The 18,851-nt window shown below is 60.0% G+C and carries 19 protein-coding genes; 13 read left to right on the top strand and 6 right to left on the bottom strand.

Translation table 11 applies throughout. The features are described from left to right. Nucleotides 1-9: 9 nt before the first annotated feature. Together ACO05M_RS02935 and tkt are read right to left on the bottom strand one after the other, a co-directional pair. On the bottom strand, nucleotides 10-1,059 hold the full coding sequence (locus ACO05M_RS02935) for a type I glyceraldehyde-3-phosphate dehydrogenase (protein WP_421867540.1): 1,050 nt from the start codon (nucleotides 1,057-1,059) through the stop codon (nucleotides 10-12). 66 nt (nucleotides 1,060-1,125) lie between these two features. Beyond that, nucleotides 1,126-3,120: a transketolase gene (tkt, locus tag ACO05M_RS02930; protein ID WP_421867538.1), complete on the bottom strand. Its 1,995-nt coding sequence runs from the start codon at nucleotides 3,118-3,120 to the stop codon at nucleotides 1,126-1,128. A gap of 455 nt (nucleotides 3,121-3,575) precedes the next feature. Between tkt and metK the strand changes: the two genes are divergently transcribed. From metK to ACO05M_RS02910, 4 genes are all read left to right on the top strand, one after another. After that, nucleotides 3,576-4,736 carry a methionine adenosyltransferase gene (metK, locus tag ACO05M_RS02925; RefSeq protein WP_421867535.1) on the top strand — a complete coding sequence of 387 codons (1,161 nt, stop codon included), beginning with the start codon at nucleotides 3,576-3,578 and terminating at the stop codon, nucleotides 4,734-4,736. A gap of 12 nt (nucleotides 4,737-4,748) precedes the next feature. Further along, on the top strand, nucleotides 4,749-5,477 hold the full coding sequence (locus tag ACO05M_RS02920; RefSeq protein WP_421867532.1) for a 16S rRNA (uracil(1498)-N(3))-methyltransferase: 729 nt from the start codon (nucleotides 4,749-4,751) through the stop codon (nucleotides 5,475-5,477). A gap of 182 nt (nucleotides 5,478-5,659) precedes the next feature. Then, nucleotides 5,660-6,616, top strand: a complete 957-nt coding sequence (gshB, locus tag ACO05M_RS02915; protein ID WP_421867529.1) for a glutathione synthase — start codon at nucleotides 5,660-5,662, stop codon at nucleotides 6,614-6,616. Nucleotides 6,617-6,637: 21 nt separating this feature from the next. Continuing rightward, nucleotides 6,638-7,600 carry a TonB family protein gene (locus ACO05M_RS02910; protein WP_421867527.1) on the top strand — a complete coding sequence of 321 codons (963 nt, stop codon included), beginning with the start codon at nucleotides 6,638-6,640 and terminating at the stop codon, nucleotides 7,598-7,600. Nucleotides 7,601-7,612: 12 nt separating this feature from the next. Here the strand turns inward: ACO05M_RS02910 and ACO05M_RS02905 are convergent, their stop codons facing one another. Next, entirely contained in the window at nucleotides 7,613-8,518 is a 906-nt protein-coding gene (locus ACO05M_RS02905) for a response regulator (RefSeq protein ID WP_421867524.1), read from the bottom strand. A 184-nt stretch (nucleotides 8,519-8,702) separates the two neighbouring features. Here ACO05M_RS02905 and ACO05M_RS02900 point away from each other — a divergent pair, with 184 nt between their 5' ends. Genes ACO05M_RS02900 through ACO05M_RS02880 form a run of 5 tightly spaced genes read left to right on the top strand, consistent with a single transcriptional unit; the run spans nucleotide 8,703 to nucleotide 12,635 of the window. Then, a complete protein-coding gene (locus ACO05M_RS02900) occupies nucleotides 8,703-9,278 on the top strand; it encodes a YqgE/AlgH family protein (protein WP_421867521.1) in 576 nt (191 codons plus the stop codon). A 56-nt stretch (nucleotides 9,279-9,334) separates the two neighbouring features. Continuing rightward, nucleotides 9,335-9,787: a Holliday junction resolvase RuvX gene (gene ruvX, locus ACO05M_RS02895; protein WP_421867518.1), complete on the top strand. Its 453-nt coding sequence runs from the start codon at nucleotides 9,335-9,337 to the stop codon at nucleotides 9,785-9,787. Continuing rightward, nucleotides 9,787-10,308 carry a bifunctional pyr operon transcriptional regulator/uracil phosphoribosyltransferase PyrR gene (pyrR, locus tag ACO05M_RS02890; RefSeq protein WP_421867516.1) on the top strand — a complete coding sequence of 174 codons (522 nt, stop codon included), beginning with the start codon at nucleotides 9,787-9,789 and terminating at the stop codon, nucleotides 10,306-10,308. The genes ruvX and pyrR overlap by 1 nt, the downstream gene beginning before the upstream one ends. A gap of 33 nt (nucleotides 10,309-10,341) precedes the next feature. Continuing rightward, the gene (locus ACO05M_RS02885; protein ID WP_421867513.1) at nucleotides 10,342-11,367 is read left to right on the top strand and encodes an aspartate carbamoyltransferase catalytic subunit; all 1,026 of its coding nucleotides are present in this window, start codon (nucleotides 10,342-10,344) and stop codon (nucleotides 11,365-11,367) included. After that, complete coding sequence (locus ACO05M_RS02880) at nucleotides 11,364-12,635, top strand: dihydroorotase (protein ID WP_421867510.1); 1,272 nt, start codon at nucleotides 11,364-11,366, stop codon at nucleotides 12,633-12,635. Before ACO05M_RS02885 ends, ACO05M_RS02880 begins: the two co-directional genes overlap by 4 nt. A 43-nt stretch (nucleotides 12,636-12,678) precedes the next feature. Here ACO05M_RS02880 and ACO05M_RS02875 read toward each other — a convergent pair whose 3' ends face one another. Beyond that, a complete protein-coding gene (locus ACO05M_RS02875; protein ID WP_421867507.1) occupies nucleotides 12,679-13,542 on the bottom strand; it encodes a LysR family transcriptional regulator in 864 nt (287 codons plus the stop codon). Between the two features lie 121 nt (nucleotides 13,543-13,663). Here ACO05M_RS02875 and ACO05M_RS02870 point away from each other — a divergent pair, with 121 nt between their 5' ends. Next, on the top strand, nucleotides 13,664-14,041 hold the full coding sequence (locus ACO05M_RS02870; RefSeq protein ID WP_421867504.1) for a YybH family protein: 378 nt from the start codon (nucleotides 13,664-13,666) through the stop codon (nucleotides 14,039-14,041). Nucleotides 14,042-14,099: 58 nt separating this feature from the next. Here the strand turns inward: ACO05M_RS02870 and ACO05M_RS02865 are convergent, their stop codons facing one another. Then, complete coding sequence (locus ACO05M_RS02865) at nucleotides 14,100-15,257, bottom strand: PilT/PilU family type 4a pilus ATPase (RefSeq protein WP_421867501.1); 1,158 nt, start codon at nucleotides 15,255-15,257, stop codon at nucleotides 14,100-14,102. A 106-nt stretch (nucleotides 15,258-15,363) separates the two neighbouring features. After that, nucleotides 15,364-16,398 (bottom strand): type IV pilus twitching motility protein PilT, encoded by a 1,035-nt coding sequence (locus ACO05M_RS02860; protein ID WP_421867498.1) that lies wholly within the window; start codon nucleotides 16,396-16,398, stop codon nucleotides 15,364-15,366. A 148-nt stretch (nucleotides 16,399-16,546) separates the two neighbouring features. Here ACO05M_RS02860 and ACO05M_RS02855 point away from each other — a divergent pair, with 148 nt between their 5' ends. From ACO05M_RS02855 to ACO05M_RS02845, 3 genes are all read left to right on the top strand, one after another. Beyond that, the gene (locus ACO05M_RS02855; RefSeq protein ID WP_421867495.1) at nucleotides 16,547-17,248 is read left to right on the top strand and encodes a YggS family pyridoxal phosphate-dependent enzyme; all 702 of its coding nucleotides are present in this window, start codon (nucleotides 16,547-16,549) and stop codon (nucleotides 17,246-17,248) included. Between the two features lie 28 nt (nucleotides 17,249-17,276). Then, nucleotides 17,277-18,116 (top strand): pyrroline-5-carboxylate reductase, encoded by an 840-nt coding sequence (proC, locus tag ACO05M_RS02850; protein ID WP_421867492.1) that lies wholly within the window; start codon nucleotides 17,277-17,279, stop codon nucleotides 18,114-18,116. Between the two features lie 129 nt (nucleotides 18,117-18,245). Then, on the top strand, nucleotides 18,246-18,788 hold the full coding sequence (locus ACO05M_RS02845; RefSeq protein WP_421867490.1) for a YggT family protein: 543 nt from the start codon (nucleotides 18,246-18,248) through the stop codon (nucleotides 18,786-18,788). Nucleotides 18,789-18,851 lie beyond the last annotated feature (63 nt).

The following is an 18,851-nucleotide window of genomic DNA, read 5'->3' as shown; positions in this document are numbered from 1 at the left end:
ATCGTCTCTTTAAGTTTTTGAATTGGAATTCTGTTGGGTTGCCGGGCCCTGCCCGAGCCAGCAGTCGGCCACATCCAGCATCCGGTTGGCAAAGCCCCACTCGTTGTCGAACCAGCACAGCAGCTTCAGCAGGCGGCCGCTGACCCGAGTCTGGGTCGCATCGACGATGCCGGATCGTGGGTCGGTGTTGAAATCGATCGAGGCGTGGGGTTCGTCGGTGTAGCCCAGCAGGCCATTCAGTGGACCCGCGGCGGCATCGCGCAGCAGCTGGTTGACCGCTTCGGTACAGGTGTCCTGCGCCAGCTGCAGCGACAGGTCCATCAGCGATACGTTGGTGGTCGGTACCCGTAGATGGTTGCACTGGAAACGGCCGGCCAGTTGCGGCAGCAGTCGATCAATGCCCCGGGCCAGGCCGGTGTCGACCGGAATGATCGACTGCATCGAGCTGCGGGTCAGGCGCAGGTCGGTCTGGTGGTAGCTGTCGATCACCGGCTGGTCGTTCATCGCCGAATGGATGGTGGTTGTCACCCCATTGACGATGCCGAATTCACGCTCAAGCAGATCCAGCACCGGGACCACGCAGTTGGTGGTGCAGGAGGCGCTGGAGGCGATCTGGTGCTCGGGCTTGAGGCTATGTTGATTGAAGCCATAAACCACGGTGGCGTCGATATCGCTGGCGGCCGGTTGTGAAAACAGCAGTCGCTTAGCGCCGGAATCGAGGTGTTGCTGAGCGATTTCACGGGAGCAGAACGAACCGGAACATTCCAGTACCAGATCGATCTTCAGCTCGTCCCAGGGCAGCTTGGTGGGATCTGGCTGATTCAGCATCAGAATCCGGTCGCCGTTGATCAGCAGGTGCTGGCCGTCATGATCGACCGGTAGCGGGAAGCGCCCGTGGGTGGTGTCGTAGCGGGTCAGGTAGGTCAGCGTGTAGATGTCGGATAGTTCGTTGATCGCCACCACATTGAACGGCCGAGGCTGTGAGCTGCTGCTGTAGAGCGCCCGCAGAATACACTGGCCGATGCGGCCATAGCCGTTGATGGCGATATTAAAACTCATCGATTGCGTTTGTTCCTGGTTGGCAGAAAAGCGGGAGCGACCCGGAGTCGCTCCCGTTGCGCCGGATTACAGCAGTTCGTTGACCTGAGCGACCACGTTGTCGACGGTGAAGCCGAACAGCTTGAACAGTTCGCCGGCCGGGGCGGACTCACCGAAGGAGGTCATGCCGACGATGCGACCGTTGAGGCCAACGTACTTGTACCAGAAGTCGCTGTGGGCGGCTTCGATGGCGACCCGAGCGGTGACGCTGGACGGCAGTACGGACTCGCGGTAGTCGTTGGACTGGACTTCGAAAGCCTCAACACAAGGCATCGAAACAACCCGGATGTTACGGCCTTGAGCACTCAGCGCATCGGCAGCATCCATCGCCAGCGCCACTTCGGAGCCGGTAGCGATCAGGATGGCGTCGGGCTGACCCTGGCAGTCACGCAGGATGTAGCCACCACGCTTGATATTGGCCAGTTTCTCGTCGCAACGCTCCTGGTGGGGCAGGTTCTGACGGGAGAAGATCAGCGCCGACGGACCATCGACTTTCTCCAGTGAGTTCTTCCAGGCCACGGCGGATTCGACCGCATCGCACGGACGCCAGACGTCCAGATTCGGGGTGTTACGCAGGTTCGGAATCTGCTCGATCGGCTGGTGGGTCGGGCCGTCTTCGCCCAGGCCGATGGAGTCGTGGGTGTAGACGAACAGAGAGCGCTGCTTCATCAGCGCCGCCATCCGGACCGCGTTACGGGCGTATTCCATGAAGACCAGGAAGGTGGCGCCGTAGGGGATAAAGCCGCCGTGCAGGGCGACACCGTTCATGATCGCGGACATGCCGAATTCACGCACACCGTAGTAGACGTAGTTACCGCCGGCGTTCTCCTTGGAGACGCCTTCACAGCCGCCCCACAGGGTCAGGTTGGAACCGGCCAGGTCGGCAGAGCCGCCCAGCAGCTCCGGCAGCATTGGGCCGAAGGCATTCAGGGCATTCTGAGAGGCTTTACGGCTGGCGATGGTCTCGCCTTTGGCCTGCAGCTCTTCGATATAGGCCTGGGACTGGGCGGAGAAGTCTTGCGGCAGGTCGCCACTGATCCGGCGCAGGAATTCGGCGGCCAGTTCCGGATGGGTCTCGGCATAGCCGGCAAATAGGTCGTTCCAGTTGTTCTCGATCACAACACCGTGTTCGCGGGCGTCCCACTCGTTACGGATCTCTTCCGGAACTTCGAACGGGCCGTGCTTCCAGCCCAGCGCTTCGCGGGTCAGCGCGATCTCGTCGTCACCCAGCGGGGCACCGTGACAATCTTCCTTGCCCTGCTTGTTGGGGGAACCGAAGCCGATCACGGTCTTGCAGCAGATCAGGGTCGGCTGATCCGGGTTGGCGCGAGCCGCTTCGATGGCCGCGTGGATGGCATCGGCGTCGTGGCCGTCAACCGCCGGGATCACCTGCCAGCCGTAGGATTCAAAACGCTGTACGGTGTCATCGGTGAACCAGCCTTCGACTTCACCGTCGATGGAGATGCCGTTGTCGTCGTAGAACGCGATCAGCTTGCCCAGACCCAGGGTGCCGGCCAGTGAGCAGACCTCGTGGGAGATACCTTCCATCATGCAGCCGTCGCCGAGGAAGCAGTAAGTGTAGTGGTCGACGATGTCGTAGCCGTCACGGTTGAACTGACCGGCCAGCGTCTTTTCGGCAATCGCCATACCGACGGCGTTGGCGATACCCTGACCCAGCGGACCGGTGGTGGTCTCAACGCCTGGCGCATAGCCGTACTCCGGGTGACCGGCGGTCTTGCTGTGCAGCTGACGGAAGTTTTTCAGGTCGTCGATCGACAGCTCGTAGCCAGACAGGTGCAGCAGCGAGTAGATCAGCATCGAACCGTGGCCGTTGGACAGCACGAAGCGGTCACGGTTGATCCACTGCGGGTTGGCCGGGTTGTGCTGCAGGTAGTCGTTCCACAGAACTTCGGCGATATCCGCCATACCCATCGGGGCGCCGGGGTGGCCGGATTTGGCTTGCTGGACGGCGTCCATGCTCAGGGCGCGAATGGCGTTGGCAAGATCTCTACGGGACAGCATGAAAGAAACTCCTGGCGTGAGCGTAGGGGGAGCTTCCTGGGGAAGTCCCGATAAGTTCGAAAAAATAGGTGCGTATTCTCTCGTACTCGCGGGGTGGCTTCAAATCCAGAGCGTAAAAAAAGCCCGTTTTGAGCTGAAAAATATCGATCTGCTCGATCGAGAGACGGATGTAGCGCTGTTTACGAACTAACCAGAGGTCAAATTGACCTTGATCATCGGATATGAGTCTTATTTACATCGAACGTAGTGCGTGGCGACTGGAATGGCGTTATGATTGCGGCCCCACTCTGGAGTCGGGCGATCCCGGTTGTCTTCTCGGAATCTCCTCAGGATTCCTCCAAAGCCCATCTGTTTTAACGGCTCCCAGCTTGGTAATTAAGTCACTGTGTAGGCGCGATCTCGCTATCAATGGTTGTGCAGAGATCGGCAACGCATTCAATTATTAAGGAAATACGATGAGCACTTATTCTCTCTTCACCTCCGAATCCGTGTCCGAAGGGCATCCGGATAAAATGGCCGACCAGATCTCTGATGCGGTACTGGACGCCATCCTCAAGGATGATCCCAACTCCCGCGTTGCGGTTGAGACCCTGGTTAAAACCGGGATGGCGGTTATCGCCGGTGAAGTGCGTACCTCCACTTATGTCGATCTGGAGGATATTGTCCGCCAGGTTATCCTAGATATCGGCTACAACAGCTCCGAAGTCGGTTTTGACGGCGCGTCCTGTGCGGTTTTGAACGCGATCGGTAAGCAGTCGGTGGATATCGCCGTCGGTGTTGACGAGGCCGAGGACAAAGATCTGGGCGCGGGCGACCAGGGCCTGATGTTCGGTTACGCCACCAACGAAACCGAGGTGCTGATGCCGGCACCGATCTTCTACTCCCACCGTCTGGTGGAGCGTCAAGCCCAGCTGCGCAAGAAGGGCGTGCTGCCCTGGTTGCGTCCAGATGCCAAGTCCCAGGTCACGCTGCGCTATGAAAACGGCAAGCCGGTGGCGGTCGATGCGGTGGTGCTGTCGACCCAGCATAGCCCGGAAGTGGCCCAAGCCGACATTCGCGAAGCGGTGATGGAAGAGATCATCCAGCACGTGCTGCCGGCCGAGTGGCTGCACAAGGATACCCAGTTCCATATCAACCCCACCGGCCAGTTCATCATCGGTGGTCCGATGGGCGACTGTGGTGTGACCGGCCGTAAGATCATCGTCGATACCTACGGCGGCATGGCCCGTCACGGTGGTGGTGCCTTCTCCGGTAAGGATCCGTCCAAGGTTGACCGTTCGGCCGCCTATGCCGGTCGTTACGTGGCCAAGAACATCGTTGCCGCCGGCCTGGCCGAGCGTTGCGAAGTTCAGGTTTCCTACGCCATCGGCGTGGCCGAGCCGACCTCGATCAGCGTCAACACCTTCGGTACCGGCAAGATCGACGACGATCGCATCGTAACTCTGGTGCGCGAGCACTTCGACCTGCGCCCGCGCGGCCTGATTGAGATGCTGGACCTGAAACGCCCGATCTACCGTGCGACCGCCGCCTACGGTCACTTCGGTCGCGAGCTGCCGGAATTTACCTGGGAGCGAACCGATAAGGCCGAGGCGCTACGTCAGGCCGCGGGCCTCTAAACGGAGTTCGCGTTGCGATCCCCCCGCGTCTACGAACCTCAGCCCCTTATTCCAGGGGCTGAGTTGTCTCTGAACGACAGTGCGGCCCAGCATCTGGGTCGTGCACTGCGGATGCGCCCCGGTGATTCGGTGGTGCTGTTCGACGGCAACGGCAACGAGCATAGGGCCGAGCTGCTGGAACTGAGCAAACGTTCGGTCAGCGTGCGGGTCGGTGAGGCGTTGCAGCGTCCGGTGGAATCGCCGCTTAAGGTCGAGCTGGGCCAGGTGCTGTCCCGGGGTGAGCGGATGGACTATGCGATCCAAAAAGCCACCGAGCTGGGTGTCGATCGGATCGTGCCGCTGTTTAGTCAGCGTTGTGAGGTCAAACTGCCCGCCGACCGACAACAGAAGCGGCGTCAGCACTGGCAGCAGGTCGCCATCAGTGCCTGCGAGCAGTCCGGCCGCACCCGTGTCCCCGAGATCTCCTTGCCGCAATCGCTCGACAGCTGGGTGGCGCAGACCGAGGCACCACTCAAGCTGGTGCTACATCCCGATGCTGAAATGCCGCTGGGACAGCGGCAGGCCCCCGATTCGGTGGCTTTACTGATCGGTCCGGAAGGGGGGCTCGAAGAGGCCGAGATCGAACGAGCCCGTGCCGCCGGATTCGAGTCGCTGCAGTTGGGGCCGCGGGTGCTGCGTACCGAAACTGCCCCGGTGGCGGCGCTGACGTTACTGCATTATCTGTGGGGTGACCTGGGTTAGGGCCTGATGGTGGGCGCTGTTTGCGGCTGCCGGGTTGAACCTGCTCGACCGATCCCCATTCTATAGAGATATCTCGGCGATTCGGCTGAGTCTGGCGTTTGTGCTCAGGCCCGGCTGACAATTGTACCGGCTCTGGTACTATGCCGATAACGTCCTGTTAACCGACCCTAGGAACCTAATCGATGAGCCTGAAACTCGGCGTGGTCATGGACCCGATCGAAGCGATCACCTACAAGAAAGACAGTACCCTGGCGATGCTCTGGGCGGCGCAGGATCGTGGCTGGCAGCTGTACTATCTGGAGCAGTCCGGTCTCTATCTGCGTGACGGGGTAGCGATGGGCAAGATGGCCGAGTTGAGCGTCAAGCGGGATCCCAACGACTGGTTCGAACGGGGTGAGTATCAGAACCTTCCGTTGACCGAGCTGGATGTGGTGCTGATGCGCAAGGACCCGCCGTTCGACAACGAGTACCTGTACAGCACCCATCTGCTGGAGCAGGCCGAGCGTGACGGCCTGATGGTGGTCAATCCGCCACAGCGGTTGCGCGACTGTAACGAAAAGCTGTTTGCGACCCAGTTCCCGCAGTGCTGCCCGCCGGTGCTGGTCAGCCGCGATCCGCAGTTGCTGAAGGATTTCCATGCCGAGCATCAGGATGTGATTTTCAAACCGCTGGACGGTATGGGTGGCAGTTCGATCTTCCGAGTTCGTGAGGACGATCCGAACCTCAATGTGGTGCTCGAAACCCTGACCGACCACGGTCGTCAGCAGATCATGGCGCAGCGGTTTATTCCGGAGATCAGCGATGGCGACAAGCGGATTCTGCTGATCGACGGCGAGCCGGTCGACTACACCTTGGCACGGATTCCGTCCCAGGGAGAGACCCGCGGCAATCTGGCAGCCGGAGGTACCGGGGTTGGACGACCGCTGAGTGATCGTGATCGCTGGATCTGCGAGCAGGTTAAGCCGGTGATCCAGGAGCTGGGGCTGCTGTTCGTCGGTCTGGATGTGATCGGTGATTACCTGACCGAGATTAATGTCACCAGCCCGACCTGTATTCGCGAGTTGAACGATCAGTTCGGCCTGGATATCGCCGGGCAGCTGATGGATGCCATCGCCGATCGACTGGATTCGGTCGGATAAGCCGGGTCGGTTGGGAGAGCGATGAGTCAGAGCACACCGGTATCGAACAGACCTAGGGTCGGACCCAATGATCGGTTGGGCTTCACCCTGTTTGTCGCGGTGGCGGTTCATGCTTTGATCGTACTTGGGGTCGGCTTTGAGGACGAGCAACCGGCACCAGTGGCGAAAACCTTGGAAGTGACCCTGGCCCAGTTCCGTAGTGAGAAAGCGCCGGATAAGGCGGACTTTATCGCCCAGCACAACCAGATCGGCAGCGGTGAGCAGCAGGAGAAAGCGTTGCCGACCACCAAAGAAGTGGCGCCCTTTCAGCACAATCAGAGCGAAGCCATTGCCCCCGGGGTGGCGCCCAGTCCGCTGGAACTGATCCGGGCTCCGCAACCGCAAAGCCTCAATCAACCCACGCCTGAGCCTCAGCCCTCACCGGATCCCTCGTTGAACACGCCCCAGCCCGAGCAGCTCAGCACCCGTGCAGACAGTCGTAAAGTACAGGCCTCCAGTGTGACCCCGCCGCCTCAGACCGCTGAGGCCGCCACCGGTATCAGTTCGTCGCTGTTGGCCCGGTCGCTGGAGATCGCCAGTCTCGAAGCCAAGCTCGACAGTCTGCGTCAGGAACGGGCCGATTCGCCCCGGATTCGCCGGCTGACCTCGGCATCGACCCGCGAAGCCTTCGATGCCCAATATCTGGATGCCTGGCGTGCCAAGGTGGAGCGGGTGGGCAACCTCAATTACCCCGAAGAGGCGCGGCAGCGTAAGCTCTACGGCCATCTGCGCTTGCTGGTGGTGATTCGCCCCGATGGCAGCCTGGAGCGGGTCGAGGTATTAAAGAGTTCGGGCTATCGAGTGCTGGATGATTCCGCTCGCCGAATCGTCCGGTTGGCAGCGCCCTATGACGGTTTCAGCCCGGAGCTGCGCAAGCATGCGGATCGGGTGGAGATTATCCGGACCTGGAAGTTTGAGCGGGCCCGAATCGGTATCCGGCAGTAAGGTCGCGGCGGCTTAGTTGGCCGCCGGGATAAAGCCGCTCTGGGTGGTACCGCGGGCGATCATCTTCGACATATAGGCCAGCTTCTGCGGATCCTGATCGACGATGGTGACGGTGACGCTGACCAGCTCACAGTCCGGGCTGGTATCCTGCGCCTGCAACGTGTGCACGATCGCATTCAGGCGGGCCACTTCGCTGTTCTCCTGCGAGCCGGGTTGCTCCAGATCCACCACCACATTTTCCAGAATGGCCGGTAACCCCTGGCTGACTTTGCATTGCAGTACGATCTGTTTCAGGCTCAGCGCGGTGATGTCACAGGCGCTGATGGTGCTGCCAAAGCGTAGGTGGGCGCTACCACGCACCGTGGCCGGTTTCGGCATCTTGGGGGGGGCGGCCTTGGGGCTGGCTTGAGCCGCTGTGGGAGTTGGTTTTTGAGGTTGGCGTGTCGGTGTCTGTTTGGCCTTGGCACCGCCGGTCAGGGCATCAATGGAACCGTCGGCAACCCGACCGGCGCCGCTGCTGCGGCTATCCGTGCGAAGATTATGGTGCTTGCCGAGCACCTTGATCACTTTGTTGAGCAGGCCTTCGTTGGAGAACGGTTTGCCGATGTAGTCGGTCACCCCGGCCTGGATCGCTTCGACCACGTTGGCCTTGTCGCCGCGGCTGGTCACCATCACAAAAGGGACGCGGGATTTGCGTTCCTGGCGGACCCAGGTGAGCAACTCGATACCGGACATCTCCGGCATCTCCCAGTCACAGAGCACCAGGTCGTAGTCGCCTTTGAGCATCAATTGCTGAGCTTTGCGGCCATTGACGGCATCTTCCACCTGAAAATCGGGGAAGCGGGTACGAATGGTTTTTTTCACCATCTCCCGGATAAAGGCTGCATCATCGACTACCAGTACTCTGAGTTTTGCCATTGGAATTCCTTATAACCGTCTCAGATCCCTGAGGATACCCGAGCAGAAGGCGACACTCTAGTAGCCATCGCGGCTTTTATGCGGCTTCGTCGATCTTCGTCGCGCAGGACCTGCGGTGAGTGCCTTTGACGTCGGGTCGATGGTCCGCCTTGTGTCTTTGGCAGACTGGGTTGATACTTGTTTTATGGACCCTAGCGAAACCAACAGCAGTCTTTGCGATCATTTTCTGATCTCAATGCCGCATCTGAAGGACCGCTTCTTCGAGCAGTCGTTGACCTATATCTGTGAGCATAACGAGCACGGCGCCATGGGCTTGGTCGTCAATCGGCCGATGGACCTGTCGTTCAAGGAGATTCTGGGGCATCTGGAGATCTCCATTGAACCGCTGCACGATGCTCAGCGGCAGATCTACGCCGGCGGACCGGTGCAGGTTGAGCGGGGCTTTATCCTGCACAGTCCCACCGAGCATCTATGGAGCTCCAGTTACGCGGTTAACGAGCGGCTGCATTTGACCACTTCGGTGGATATTCTGCGGGCGATCGCCGAGGGTTGGGGGCCGGAGCACTATCTGATCACCCTCGGCTACGCCGGATGGGGCGCCGGGCAGCTGGAGCAGGAGATCCTGCACAACAGCTGGTTAAGTTGTCCGGCCGATTTGGATATACTGTTCGCCACCGAGTCGCAGCAGCGGCTCGACGCGGCTGCCGGTAAGCTCGGGGTCAATCTGGACCTGCTGACTGCCGAAAGCGGACACGCTTGATTCAAGCCCGCTCCAGCCGCCAACCAATCGACTTTTGATCGACAGCGGGCAGCTTTTTGATACTGGCATTTGACTTTGGCACCACCCGGTTCGGGGTGGCCGTGGGGCAGGCGATTACCGCAACGGCAACGCCGTTGAAACCTATTGTCGCTAAAGATGGCGTTCCTGACTGGGGCCGGATCGAAGCCCTGTTTGAAGAGTGGCAACCGGAAGCCTTCGTGGTCGGGTTACCGCTCAATATGGATGGCACCCTGTGCGAGATGTCCTATCGCGCCCGCAAGTTTGCCAACCGCCTGCATGCCAGGTTTGACCGTCCCAGCTACCTCACCGATGAGCGCCTGAGCAGCCACGAAGCCAAGGGCATTCATCTGGATGGCGGCGGCGAGGCGGATTTCAAGAAGCACTCGATGGATGGCCTGGCCGCGCAGCTGATACTCGAAAGCTGGTTTCGCGAGCCGGAGCACCGCTCGAGCCTGGATAAACTGACCCAACCGCAAGGAACCCCCTGATGCCTGAACGTATAGATGTGGAGCAGCTACTCGCGCAGATGACCGAGCAGCTCAAAGGCCTGTTGCAACAGCGTGGTATCGAGAACCCGATGTTGGTGGGTATCCGTACCGGCGGCGTCTGGCTGGCCGAACGGGTGCAGCAGCACCTGGGGCTGCAGGATCCAGTGGGGGTGTTGGATATCAGTTTTTACCGCGACGATTTCACCCGTATCGGACTGAACCCGAAGGTGCAGCCGTCGGCGTTGCCGTTTGCCACCGAGGAGCGCGATATCGTGCTGATCGACGATGTACTGATGAGCGGTCGCACCGTACGGGCGGCGCTCAATGAGCTGTTCGACTACGGTCGACCGGCTTCGGTCACGTTGATGACACTGCTGGATCTACAGGCCCAGGAACTACCGATTCAAGCCGATATCGTCGGCAAGACCTTCAAGCTGGAACCGGGTCAGCAGATCAAGCTGTCCGGACCGGAACCGCTGAGCCTGCAGCTGCTCCAACGCCAAGCCTGGCAGAGTCACTAGGCCCTTATTCAACCTGATTGGAATTTGCTCTCGATGAATCCCGTTACCGATAGCCTGCAGCTGCAACTGAATGAACAGGGCCAGCTGCGACATTTTCTTACCACCGAGGGCCTTAGCTGCGAGCTGCTGACCGATATTCTCAATACCGCCGATTCGTTCGTCGATATGGGAGCCCAGTCGGTCAAAAAGGTCCCGCTGCTACGCGGCAAGACGGTGATCAACCTGTTCTTCGAGAACAGCACCCGGACCCGCAGTACCTTTGAGCTGGCGGCCAAACGATTGTCGGCCGATGTGCTCAACCTCGATATCGCCACCTCGGCCACCTCCAAGGGTGAAACCCTGCGTGACACCTTATGGAACCTGGAGGCGATGCATTCGGACATGTTCGTGGTGCGGCACCCCAACAGTGGTGCGGCCCACTTTATCGCCCAGCATGTGACGCCGAACGTGGCGATCATCAACGCCGGCGACGGCCGTCATGCACACCCGACCCAGGCGATGCTGGATATGCTGACCATTCGCCGGCATAAGGGTGCCTTCGAGCCGCTAAAAGTCGCCATCGTCGGCGATATTCTGCACTCTCGGGTGGCTCGCTCGCAGATCCATGCGCTCAATACCCTCGGTGCCGACGAGGTGCGTCTGATCGCGCCGAAAACCCTGCTGCCGACCGATGTGGATAGCCTCGGAGTCAAGGTCTACAGCGACTTGGGGGAAGGCCTCAAGGATGTGGATGTGGTGATCATGCTGCGCTTGCAGCTGGAGCGGATGCAGAGCGCCTTTCTGCCGTCCCAGGGCGAGTTTTACAAGCTCTATGGCCTCAGCCGTGAGCGGCTGGCACAGGCCAATCCCGGTGCCATCGTGATGCATCCGGGACCGATCAACCGTGGAGTTGAGATCGAGTCCGAGGTGGCCGACGGTGCCCAGTCACTGATCCTGAAACAGGTCGGCTACGGAGTCGCGACCCGGATGGCAGTGATGTCGATGGCGGTCAGCGGCCAGCAGGCTCAAAAGCAGGTCCAGGAAAACAATCAGGCACAAGCAGACGAAGGAAACCGATGAACACAGTAATTCAGGGCGGCCGCCTGATCGATCCGGCCAATGGTATCGACGCCCCGCGAGATCTCTACCTGCAGCAGGGCAAGGTGTTGGCCGTCGGTGAGGCGCCGGAAGGATTTGTGGCCGAGCAGACCATCGATGCCACCGGCCAGGTGGTTTGCCCCGGGCTGGTCGACCTGCAGGCGTTTCTGCGTGAGCCGGGTCAGACCCAGAAAGGCACGATTGCCAGCGAAAGTGCCGCGGCCGCTGCTGGCGGGGTGACGACCCTGTGTTGCCCGCCCCAGACCCAGCCGGTACTGGATACCCCGGCGGTGGCACGACTGATTCAAGATCGCGCCGCCGAGGCCGGATTGGTCCGGGTGCTGCCGCTGGGCGCCCTGACCAAGGGGCTTGAGGGGGAGCAACTGGCCAATATGATGGCGCTGAAGGCCGCCGGCTGTGTTGGCTTCAGCAATGTCGGTGCCGGTGTCGCCAGCGCCCAGACCCTGCTGCGATGCCTGGAATACGCTGCCACCCATGATCTGCTGGTGTTGGTTCGACCGCAGGAGCCTTCGCTGAGCAGCGGCTGCGCCCACGACGGGGCAATGGCGATGCGACTTGGCTTAGAGGGGATTCCGGCGGTTGCCGAAACACTGGAAGTTTCCCGCTACCTGTTGCTGGCCGAGCAGGCCGGAGCGCGGCTCCATTTCGGCCAACTCTCCTGCGAGCGTTCAGTCAAGATGATCGAAGAGGCTCGTGAGCGGGGGCAGGCGGTGAGCTGTGATCTGGCAGTGCACCAGCTGCTGCTGGACGACGGTGCCCTGGAAGGCTTTGATGGTCGCTTTCACCTGTCGCCGCCGCTGCGCTCCGAAGCTGAGCGGGCCGGGCTGCGGGCCGCGTTGGTTCGCGGCGGCATCAGTGCGCTGTGCTCCGATCACCAGCCCCACGAAGCCTCGGCCAAGGCGGCGCCGTTCAGTGTTACCGAGCCCGGCATGATCGGCTTGCAAACCCTGCTGCCACTGGGGTTGAAACTGGTCGAGCAGGATCTGCTGTCGCTGTCGGAGATGATTGCGTTGTTGAGCTCGGAGCCGGCCCGGATTCTGGGTCTTGAGCAGGGTCAGTTGGGTGTCGGTGCTCCGGCGGATATCTGTATCTTTGATCCCGAGCAGTCTTGGCAGCTGGATGAGCTGAGCAATGCCTCGATCGCAACCAATACGCCGTTCTGGGGGCAGCAACTTCAGGGTCAGGTCAGCCACACGCTGCTGGCGGGTGAGCGGGTCTACTCGCGCTGAGTCTCTGCACTGTTACTTGATGCTGATTCAGGGGAGACCTGATTCAGCTCGGGTTGAATCGTCGTGCAATCTCGTCGATGCACAGCTGCACCCCTAGCGGTAACTGCCGTTCGAAGGTGTGCAGCGCATAGACCGGGTTTAGCGGCATCCGGTAGCCGGGAAAAACCTCGGACAGCCGTGGCTGAAGCTCGCGTAGTTTGAAGTCCGGGACCAGTCCGATCCCGGCTCCCGACTCTATCAGGGCCAGGCAGGTGTCGAAGGAGTCGGCCCGACAGCGGGCCTGAGCGCTGTACTGTTTCAGGTTTCCCTGTTCATCTTCCAGCTGGTGGTGAATCTTCTCACCCTGCCAGGTGTTGGCAATATAGGCCGCCTGCTCTAAGGCGCCAGCGTCCAGTAGTGCCTGACTGGCGCATAGCACATCCCGGAACTGACCAATACGGCGCTGTTTTATTCGACTGTCCGCAGAGGGCCCCACCCGGATCGCCAGATCGATATTTTCGGCGGCCAGATCTAACTGTTCATCACTGCAGATCAATTCCGGCAGCAGCTGCGGATATTGTCTGACCAGCTTCGCCACCGTCGGCGCCACCAGGGTTCCCATCAGCGCATGGGGAGCGGTGATACGCAATCTACCCCTCGCTACCTCCTGCTCTTCACGAACCTGCTGCCAGGCCAGTTCGGCGATGCGGTTAATCTCCCGGCAGTGTCGATAGAAAGCCTCGCCCGTGGCTGTCAGGCTTTGACGTCGGGTGGTGCGCTTGAGCAGCGTAACCCCCAGCTCTGTTTCTAAGCTCTTCAGGTGCTGGCTGACGACGGACTTGGACAGCTGTAAAGAATCGGCTGCGGCGGTGATCGAACCGGTCTCGACAATGCGGGCGAAAACCGCCATGGGACGTAATTGATTCATACTATTATCCGTAAAAATAGAACAATGAATTCTAATACGGCTGTTTTTCGGCCTCAATGCCGGGGCTAAGCTTCGATAGATGACCCTGACGTTGTTAATTACCGCTTAGTGAGGAACCCCTATGTCCCAAGATGACCTGCTTCAAGCCTGTAAAGACGGCATCGCTACCTGGCAACACGCGTTCAATCATCAGGATGCGGCGGGTTGCGCGGCACAATACCGGGAAGATGCGGTGATGCAGGCCCGTCCATTCGGAACCTTTACCGGCCGAGAACAAATTCAGGCCTTCTGGCAGAACATTATCGACCAGGGATTTGCCGAGGTGGATTACACCGAGGTGAAATGGGAGCCGGCCGATGATGGTGAAGGTTATATCCTCAGTTCACGCTGGACCATGAATAAGGCCTTCGGAGTGGTTCACCGGGAGCTTTGGGTGCTGGATACCGATGGCAAAGCGCGCCTGGCCAGCGATGATTTCGAGGTGCAGGGGGAGCGTTAAGCGCTGTCTTTATCGCGGCCCAATGAGCCTGGTGGCTTCATTGGGCCTAGCGTGTTTCTCAGCGGGGATCGTTCAGAAAATCGTCCTCATCCTGGAGGAAGAACATCTCACCATCGTCCGACTTGGTGATCTGATCCTGCAGCTGCGGATTGGTTTCGGCCGACAGCTTGATCATCAGGCGCAGGTCGTTGGCCGAATCAGCGTGGGCCAGCGCATCTTCGTAGGTGACCTTACCCTGTTCGAACAGCTTGTAGAGCGACTGGTCGAAGGTCTGCATGCCGATATTGGTGGACTTCTTCATCAGCTCTTTGAGCTCATGGACGTTGGCTTTACGGATCAGATCCGACGCCAACGGTGAGTTGATCAGAACCTCGACGGCGGCGATACGACCCTTGCCGTCGGCCCGGGGCAGCAGCTGCTGGGCCACGATCGCTTTCATATTCAGCGACAGGTCCATCCACAACTGGTCGTGGTGTTCGGGCGGGAAGAAGCTGATGATCCGGTCCAGCGCCTGGTTGGCGTTGTTGGCGTGCAGGGTGGCCAGACAGAGGTGGCCGGTTTCGGCGAACTGCAGGCCGTACTGCATCGTCTCCTTGGAGCGGATCTCACCCATCAGGATGACATCCGGTGCCTGACGCAGGGTGTTCTTCAACGCCACATCGAAGCTGGGGGTGTCAATGCCCACCTCACGCTGGGTGATGATGCATTTCTTGTGGTCGTGGATAAATTCGATCGGGTCTTCAATACAGATGATGTGACCCTTGGTGTTCTCGTTACGGTAGTCGATCATCGAGGCCAGCGAGGTCGATTTACCGGTACTGGTACCACCAACGAACAGAATCAGGCCGCGCTTGCTGGTGGCCAGATCGCGGATGATCGGCGGCAGCTGCAGCTCTTCCATGCTGGGAATTTCATTCTTGATCCGACGCAGCACCATGCCGGGCGAATTGCGTTGGAAGAAGGCGCTGACCCGGAAGCGGCCGATACCGGGCGCGCTGACGGCGTAGTTACACTCGTGGGTCGCTTCGAACTCGGATTGCTGGGCGTCGTTCATGGTGCTGTAGGTCAGCGAACGGGCCTGGCGGGCGGTTAACGGATCGCGGGTCAGCGGTTTGACGGTGCCATCGACCTTGATACTGGGCTGAGCGCCGGCGGTCACAAACAGATCCGATGCATCACGCTCAACCATCACCTTCAGAAGCTGGGTAAAGTCCACTTATATTCACCTGTTCGAATAAATTAAACCAAGCCTAACCGATTTTTCCTGAGGAAACCTCCCGGCGCGATGGAATCCGCCTGGGTTTCCCCATCTCTGACTTAGGTTAGAAGTTCTGCGGCATCTTGGCCTTCTCACGCGCCGCTTCGCGGGAAATCAGCCCCTTCTGCAGCAGGTTCTGCAGACACTGGTCCATGGTCTGCATGCCGAAGGCCGCGCCTGTCTGGATGGCCGAATACATCTGCGCCACCTTGTCTTCGCGGATCAGGTTCCGGATCGCCGGGGTCCCGACCATGATTTCATGGGCTGCAACCCGGCCGCCTTTAGGTTTCTTCAACAGGGTCTGCGAGATGATCCCTTCCAGGGATTCGGACAGCATTGAGCGCACCATCGCCTTCTCCTGGCTTGGGAATACATCGATGATCCGGTCGATGGTCTTGGCCGCCGAGGTGGTGTGCAGGGTGCCGAACACCAGGTGGCCGGTTTCGGCCGCGGTCAGGGCCAGACGGATGGTTTCCAGGTCCCGCATCTCACCGACCAGGATGATGTCCGGGTCTTCACGCAGCGCCGAGCGCAGCGCCTCGGCGAAACCGAGGGTGTCGCGGTGCACTTCACGTTGGTTGACCAGACACTTCTTGCTCTCGTGAACGAATTCGATCGGGTCTTCGATGGTCAGGATATGGTCGTTGCGGGTGTCGTTGACGTAGTCGACCATCGCCGCCAGGGTGGTCGACTTACCCGAGCCGGTCGGGCCGGTAACGAGCACCAGGCCACGCGGGCGTGAGCTCAGATCCTGGAATACCTTGCCCATGCCGAGGGTTTCCATCGACAGGATGTCGGTCGGGATGGTCCGGAACACCGCGCCGGCACCGCGGTTCTGGTTGAAGGCGTTAACACGGAAACGGGCCAGCCCAGGGACCTCGAACGAGAAATCGGTCTCGTAGAACTCCTCGAAGTCCTTGCGCTGCTTGTCGTTCATGATGTCGTAGATCAGACCGTGGACCTGTTTGTGGTCCAGGGCGGGCATCTTGATCCGGCGGACGTCGCCGTCGACCCGGATCATCGGCGGAACGCCGGCGGAAATATGTAGGTCGGATGCGTTCTGCTGAACGCTGAACGTTAAGAGTTCGGTGATATCCATAGCAGCCTCTGGACCCTATTCAACCAATCCAATAAAGTGTGGTGCCTTGCAGGGAGATCGGCTGCACCCGACAGTCCTGAGGGGTTTGCATCCTGATCACCGGGCGCCTGTTTTGCAGTTGCCGTCATTATTACTGAAAGCCAATCTGATGAGTAGCATAGCATCCAACATCGCTTCCACTTTGAACTTGATCCGTGACGCAGAGCAACGCAGCGGTCGCGCGGCAGGCAGTGTCGGCTTGCTGGCGGTCAGTAAAACCAAGCCGGTGGCGATGCTGCGCGAGGCCTACGAGGCGGGACAACGGGACTTCGGCGAGAACTATCTGCAGGATGCGCTGCCGAAAATGGAACAACTGGCCGAGCTGGATATCTGTTGGCATTTCATCGGTCCGCTTCAGTCGAACAAAACCCGGGCGGTAGCCGAGAAGTTTGACTGGTTCCATGCTCTTGATCGACTCAAGATCGCCCGTCGCCTGAGTGAGCAACGCCCGGCGGACAAGGCGCCGCTGAATGTCTGTCTGCAGATCAATATCAGCGATGAACAGAGCAAGTCGGGAGTGGCACCGGATGAGGCAGCGGAATTAGTCACCGAGTTGGTTAAGTTGCCGGGGTTGAAGCTGCGCGGTTTGATGGCGATTCCGGCGGCGGATCTGGATCAGGCCGGTCAACGCAACGCCTTTGCCCGAATGCGGCAACTGTTTGAACAGTTGCAGCCGCAGGCGCCTGAGTTGGACACCCTGTCGATGGGCATGAGCGGTGACCTGGCCAGCGCGGTGGCTGAGGGATCGACCCTGGTGCGGATTGGCACCGCCATCTTTGGCGCCCGTGATTACGCCAGGCCGCAGGACTGACTTAAGAATTTAGACACAAGGATTCACTATGACTGACACAGCGAATTACCCGGTACTGGGCTTTATCGGCGGCGGCAACATGGCCCAGGCGATCATCGGCGGGTTGGTCAACCAGGGTTACCCGGCCCAGCAGATCTGGGTTGCCGATCCGACCCAGCAGCAATTGGACAAGCTGGCCGAGCAGTGGCCGATCAATACCACCACCGACAACAACCGGGTCGCCGGCGAGTCGGAGGTGTTGATGCTGGCGGTGAAGCCGCAGGTGATGAAGGTCGTGACCGAAGCGTTGCGCGAGGCCCTGGCCGCCAGTCCGGCGCTGGTGATCTCGATCGCCGCCGGTATCCCGGTGGCCAGCCTGGAGCGCTGGCTCGGAGCCGAGACCGCGCTGGTACGCTGTATGCCCAATACCCCGGCGCTGGTGATGACCGGTGCCAGCGGGCTTTACGCCAATGCCAAGGTGACCCAGGTTCAGCGACAGCAGGCCGAGCAGATGATGGCGGCGATCGGCATCGCCCAGTGGGTTGAGCGCGAAGATCTGATCGATGCGGTGATCGCCGTGTCCGGCAGCGGCCCGGCCTATTACTTCATGATGATGGAAGCGATGATCGAGGCGGGCATCAAGCAGGGGCTGAGCCGTGAAGTCAGCACCGAACTGACCCTTCAGACAGCCCTGGGTGCGGCCAAAATGGCCCAGGCCAGCGATGTCGATCCGGCCGAATTGCGACGTCGGGTCTGTTCCCCCAACGGCACCACCGAGCGAGCCGTGCAGCGGTTCCAGCAGGGAGGGTTACCCGAGCTGGTGGAGCAGGCGATGGTTGACTGTGCCGACCGGGCTCGTGAGATGGCGGTCGAACTGGGCGGCGATTAACGCTAGCCCCCGGTCTCGGGGCATGGGCGGGCTGGCAAACACCGAACGCGCGCCCTATCATAACTTCCACAGACTTCTGTTGGCCGGTCAATGACTTCCGGTCGAAATTGATCACAAAGAGGCGAGCTGATGGGTGCCGAAACCCTTACGTTGATAATTCGTACAATTGGTGAATGTTTCGCCCTGCTGGTGGTGCTGCGCTTTCTGCTGCAGATGGCCCATGCCGACTTCTATAACCCGATTTCCCAGGCCGTCGCCAAGTTCACCCAGGTACCGCTGTTGCCGTTTCAGAAGCTGGTTCCTCGGGTTGCCGGGCGTGACTTTTCCGCCCTGGTGCTGGCGCTGGTAGTCAAATTTGCCACCCTGGCGTTGCTGTTCCTGGTCAATGGCCGCAGTTTCGAGCCGATCGGTCTGCTGGTGATCTCGCTGGTCAGCCTGTTGAGCATGATTCTGGATGTCTATTTCTACGCCGTGATCGCATCGGTGATCATCAGCTGGGTCGCACCCAACAGTTACCATCCGGCGGTGCAACTGATCACCCAACTGACCGAGCCGCTGTTCAAACTGGCCCAGCGTGTGGTGCCGCCGATCGGCGGATTGGATCTGTCACCGATCCTGATCTTCCTGGTGATTCAGGTGATTCAGCTGCAACTGTCGCGGCTGGTCTACTGAGCCGTCAGCGGAACCCATTCAACCGCCCAGTTGCCGGGCTTGAGACTATTGATCATCGGACAA

Origin of the sequence: Motiliproteus sp., assembly GCF_965230735.1 — a bacterium.
Lineage (GTDB): Bacteria > Pseudomonadota > Gammaproteobacteria > Pseudomonadales > Balneatricaceae > Motiliproteus.
The sequence above is the reverse complement of the archived record's forward strand: the minus strand, read 5'-3'. Positions and strand labels throughout refer to the sequence as shown.

Excerpts from the sequence above, each read along its gene's own strand:
- ACO05M_RS02910 (WP_421867527.1), top strand. The coding sequence starts at position 6,638 with ATGAGTCAGAGCACACCGGTATCGAACAGACCTAGGGTCGGACCCAAT.
- ACO05M_RS02860 (WP_421867498.1), bottom strand. The coding sequence starts at position 16,398 with ATGGATATCACCGAACTCTTAACGTTCAGCGTTCAGCAGAACGCATCC.
- ACO05M_RS02875 (WP_421867507.1), bottom strand. The coding sequence starts at position 13,542 with ATGAATCAATTACGTCCCATGGCGGTTTTCGCCCGCATTGTCGAGACC.
- ACO05M_RS02935 (WP_421867540.1), bottom strand. The coding sequence starts at position 1,059 with ATGAGTTTTAATATCGCCATCAACGGCTATGGCCGCATCGGCCAGTGT.
- ACO05M_RS02855 (WP_421867495.1), top strand. The coding sequence starts at position 16,547 with ATGAGTAGCATAGCATCCAACATCGCTTCCACTTTGAACTTGATCCGT.
- ACO05M_RS02885 (WP_421867513.1), top strand. The coding sequence starts at position 10,342 with ATGAATCCCGTTACCGATAGCCTGCAGCTGCAACTGAATGAACAGGGC.
- ACO05M_RS02905 (WP_421867524.1), bottom strand. The coding sequence starts at position 8,518 with ATGGCAAAACTCAGAGTACTGGTAGTCGATGATGCAGCCTTTATCCGG.
- tkt (WP_421867538.1), bottom strand. The coding sequence starts at position 3,120 with ATGCTGTCCCGTAGAGATCTTGCCAACGCCATTCGCGCCCTGAGCATG.
- metK (WP_421867535.1), top strand. The coding sequence starts at position 3,576 with ATGAGCACTTATTCTCTCTTCACCTCCGAATCCGTGTCCGAAGGGCAT.
- ACO05M_RS02870 (WP_421867504.1), top strand. The coding sequence starts at position 13,664 with ATGTCCCAAGATGACCTGCTTCAAGCCTGTAAAGACGGCATCGCTACC.
- gshB (WP_421867529.1), top strand. The coding sequence starts at position 5,660 with ATGAGCCTGAAACTCGGCGTGGTCATGGACCCGATCGAAGCGATCACC.
- proC (WP_421867492.1), top strand. The coding sequence starts at position 17,277 with ATGACTGACACAGCGAATTACCCGGTACTGGGCTTTATCGGCGGCGGC.
- ACO05M_RS02880 (WP_421867510.1), top strand. The coding sequence starts at position 11,364 with ATGAACACAGTAATTCAGGGCGGCCGCCTGATCGATCCGGCCAATGGT.
- ACO05M_RS02845 (WP_421867490.1), top strand. The coding sequence starts at position 18,246 with ATGGGTGCCGAAACCCTTACGTTGATAATTCGTACAATTGGTGAATGT.
- ACO05M_RS02900 (WP_421867521.1), top strand. The coding sequence starts at position 8,703 with ATGGACCCTAGCGAAACCAACAGCAGTCTTTGCGATCATTTTCTGATC.
- pyrR (WP_421867516.1), top strand. The coding sequence starts at position 9,787 with ATGCCTGAACGTATAGATGTGGAGCAGCTACTCGCGCAGATGACCGAG.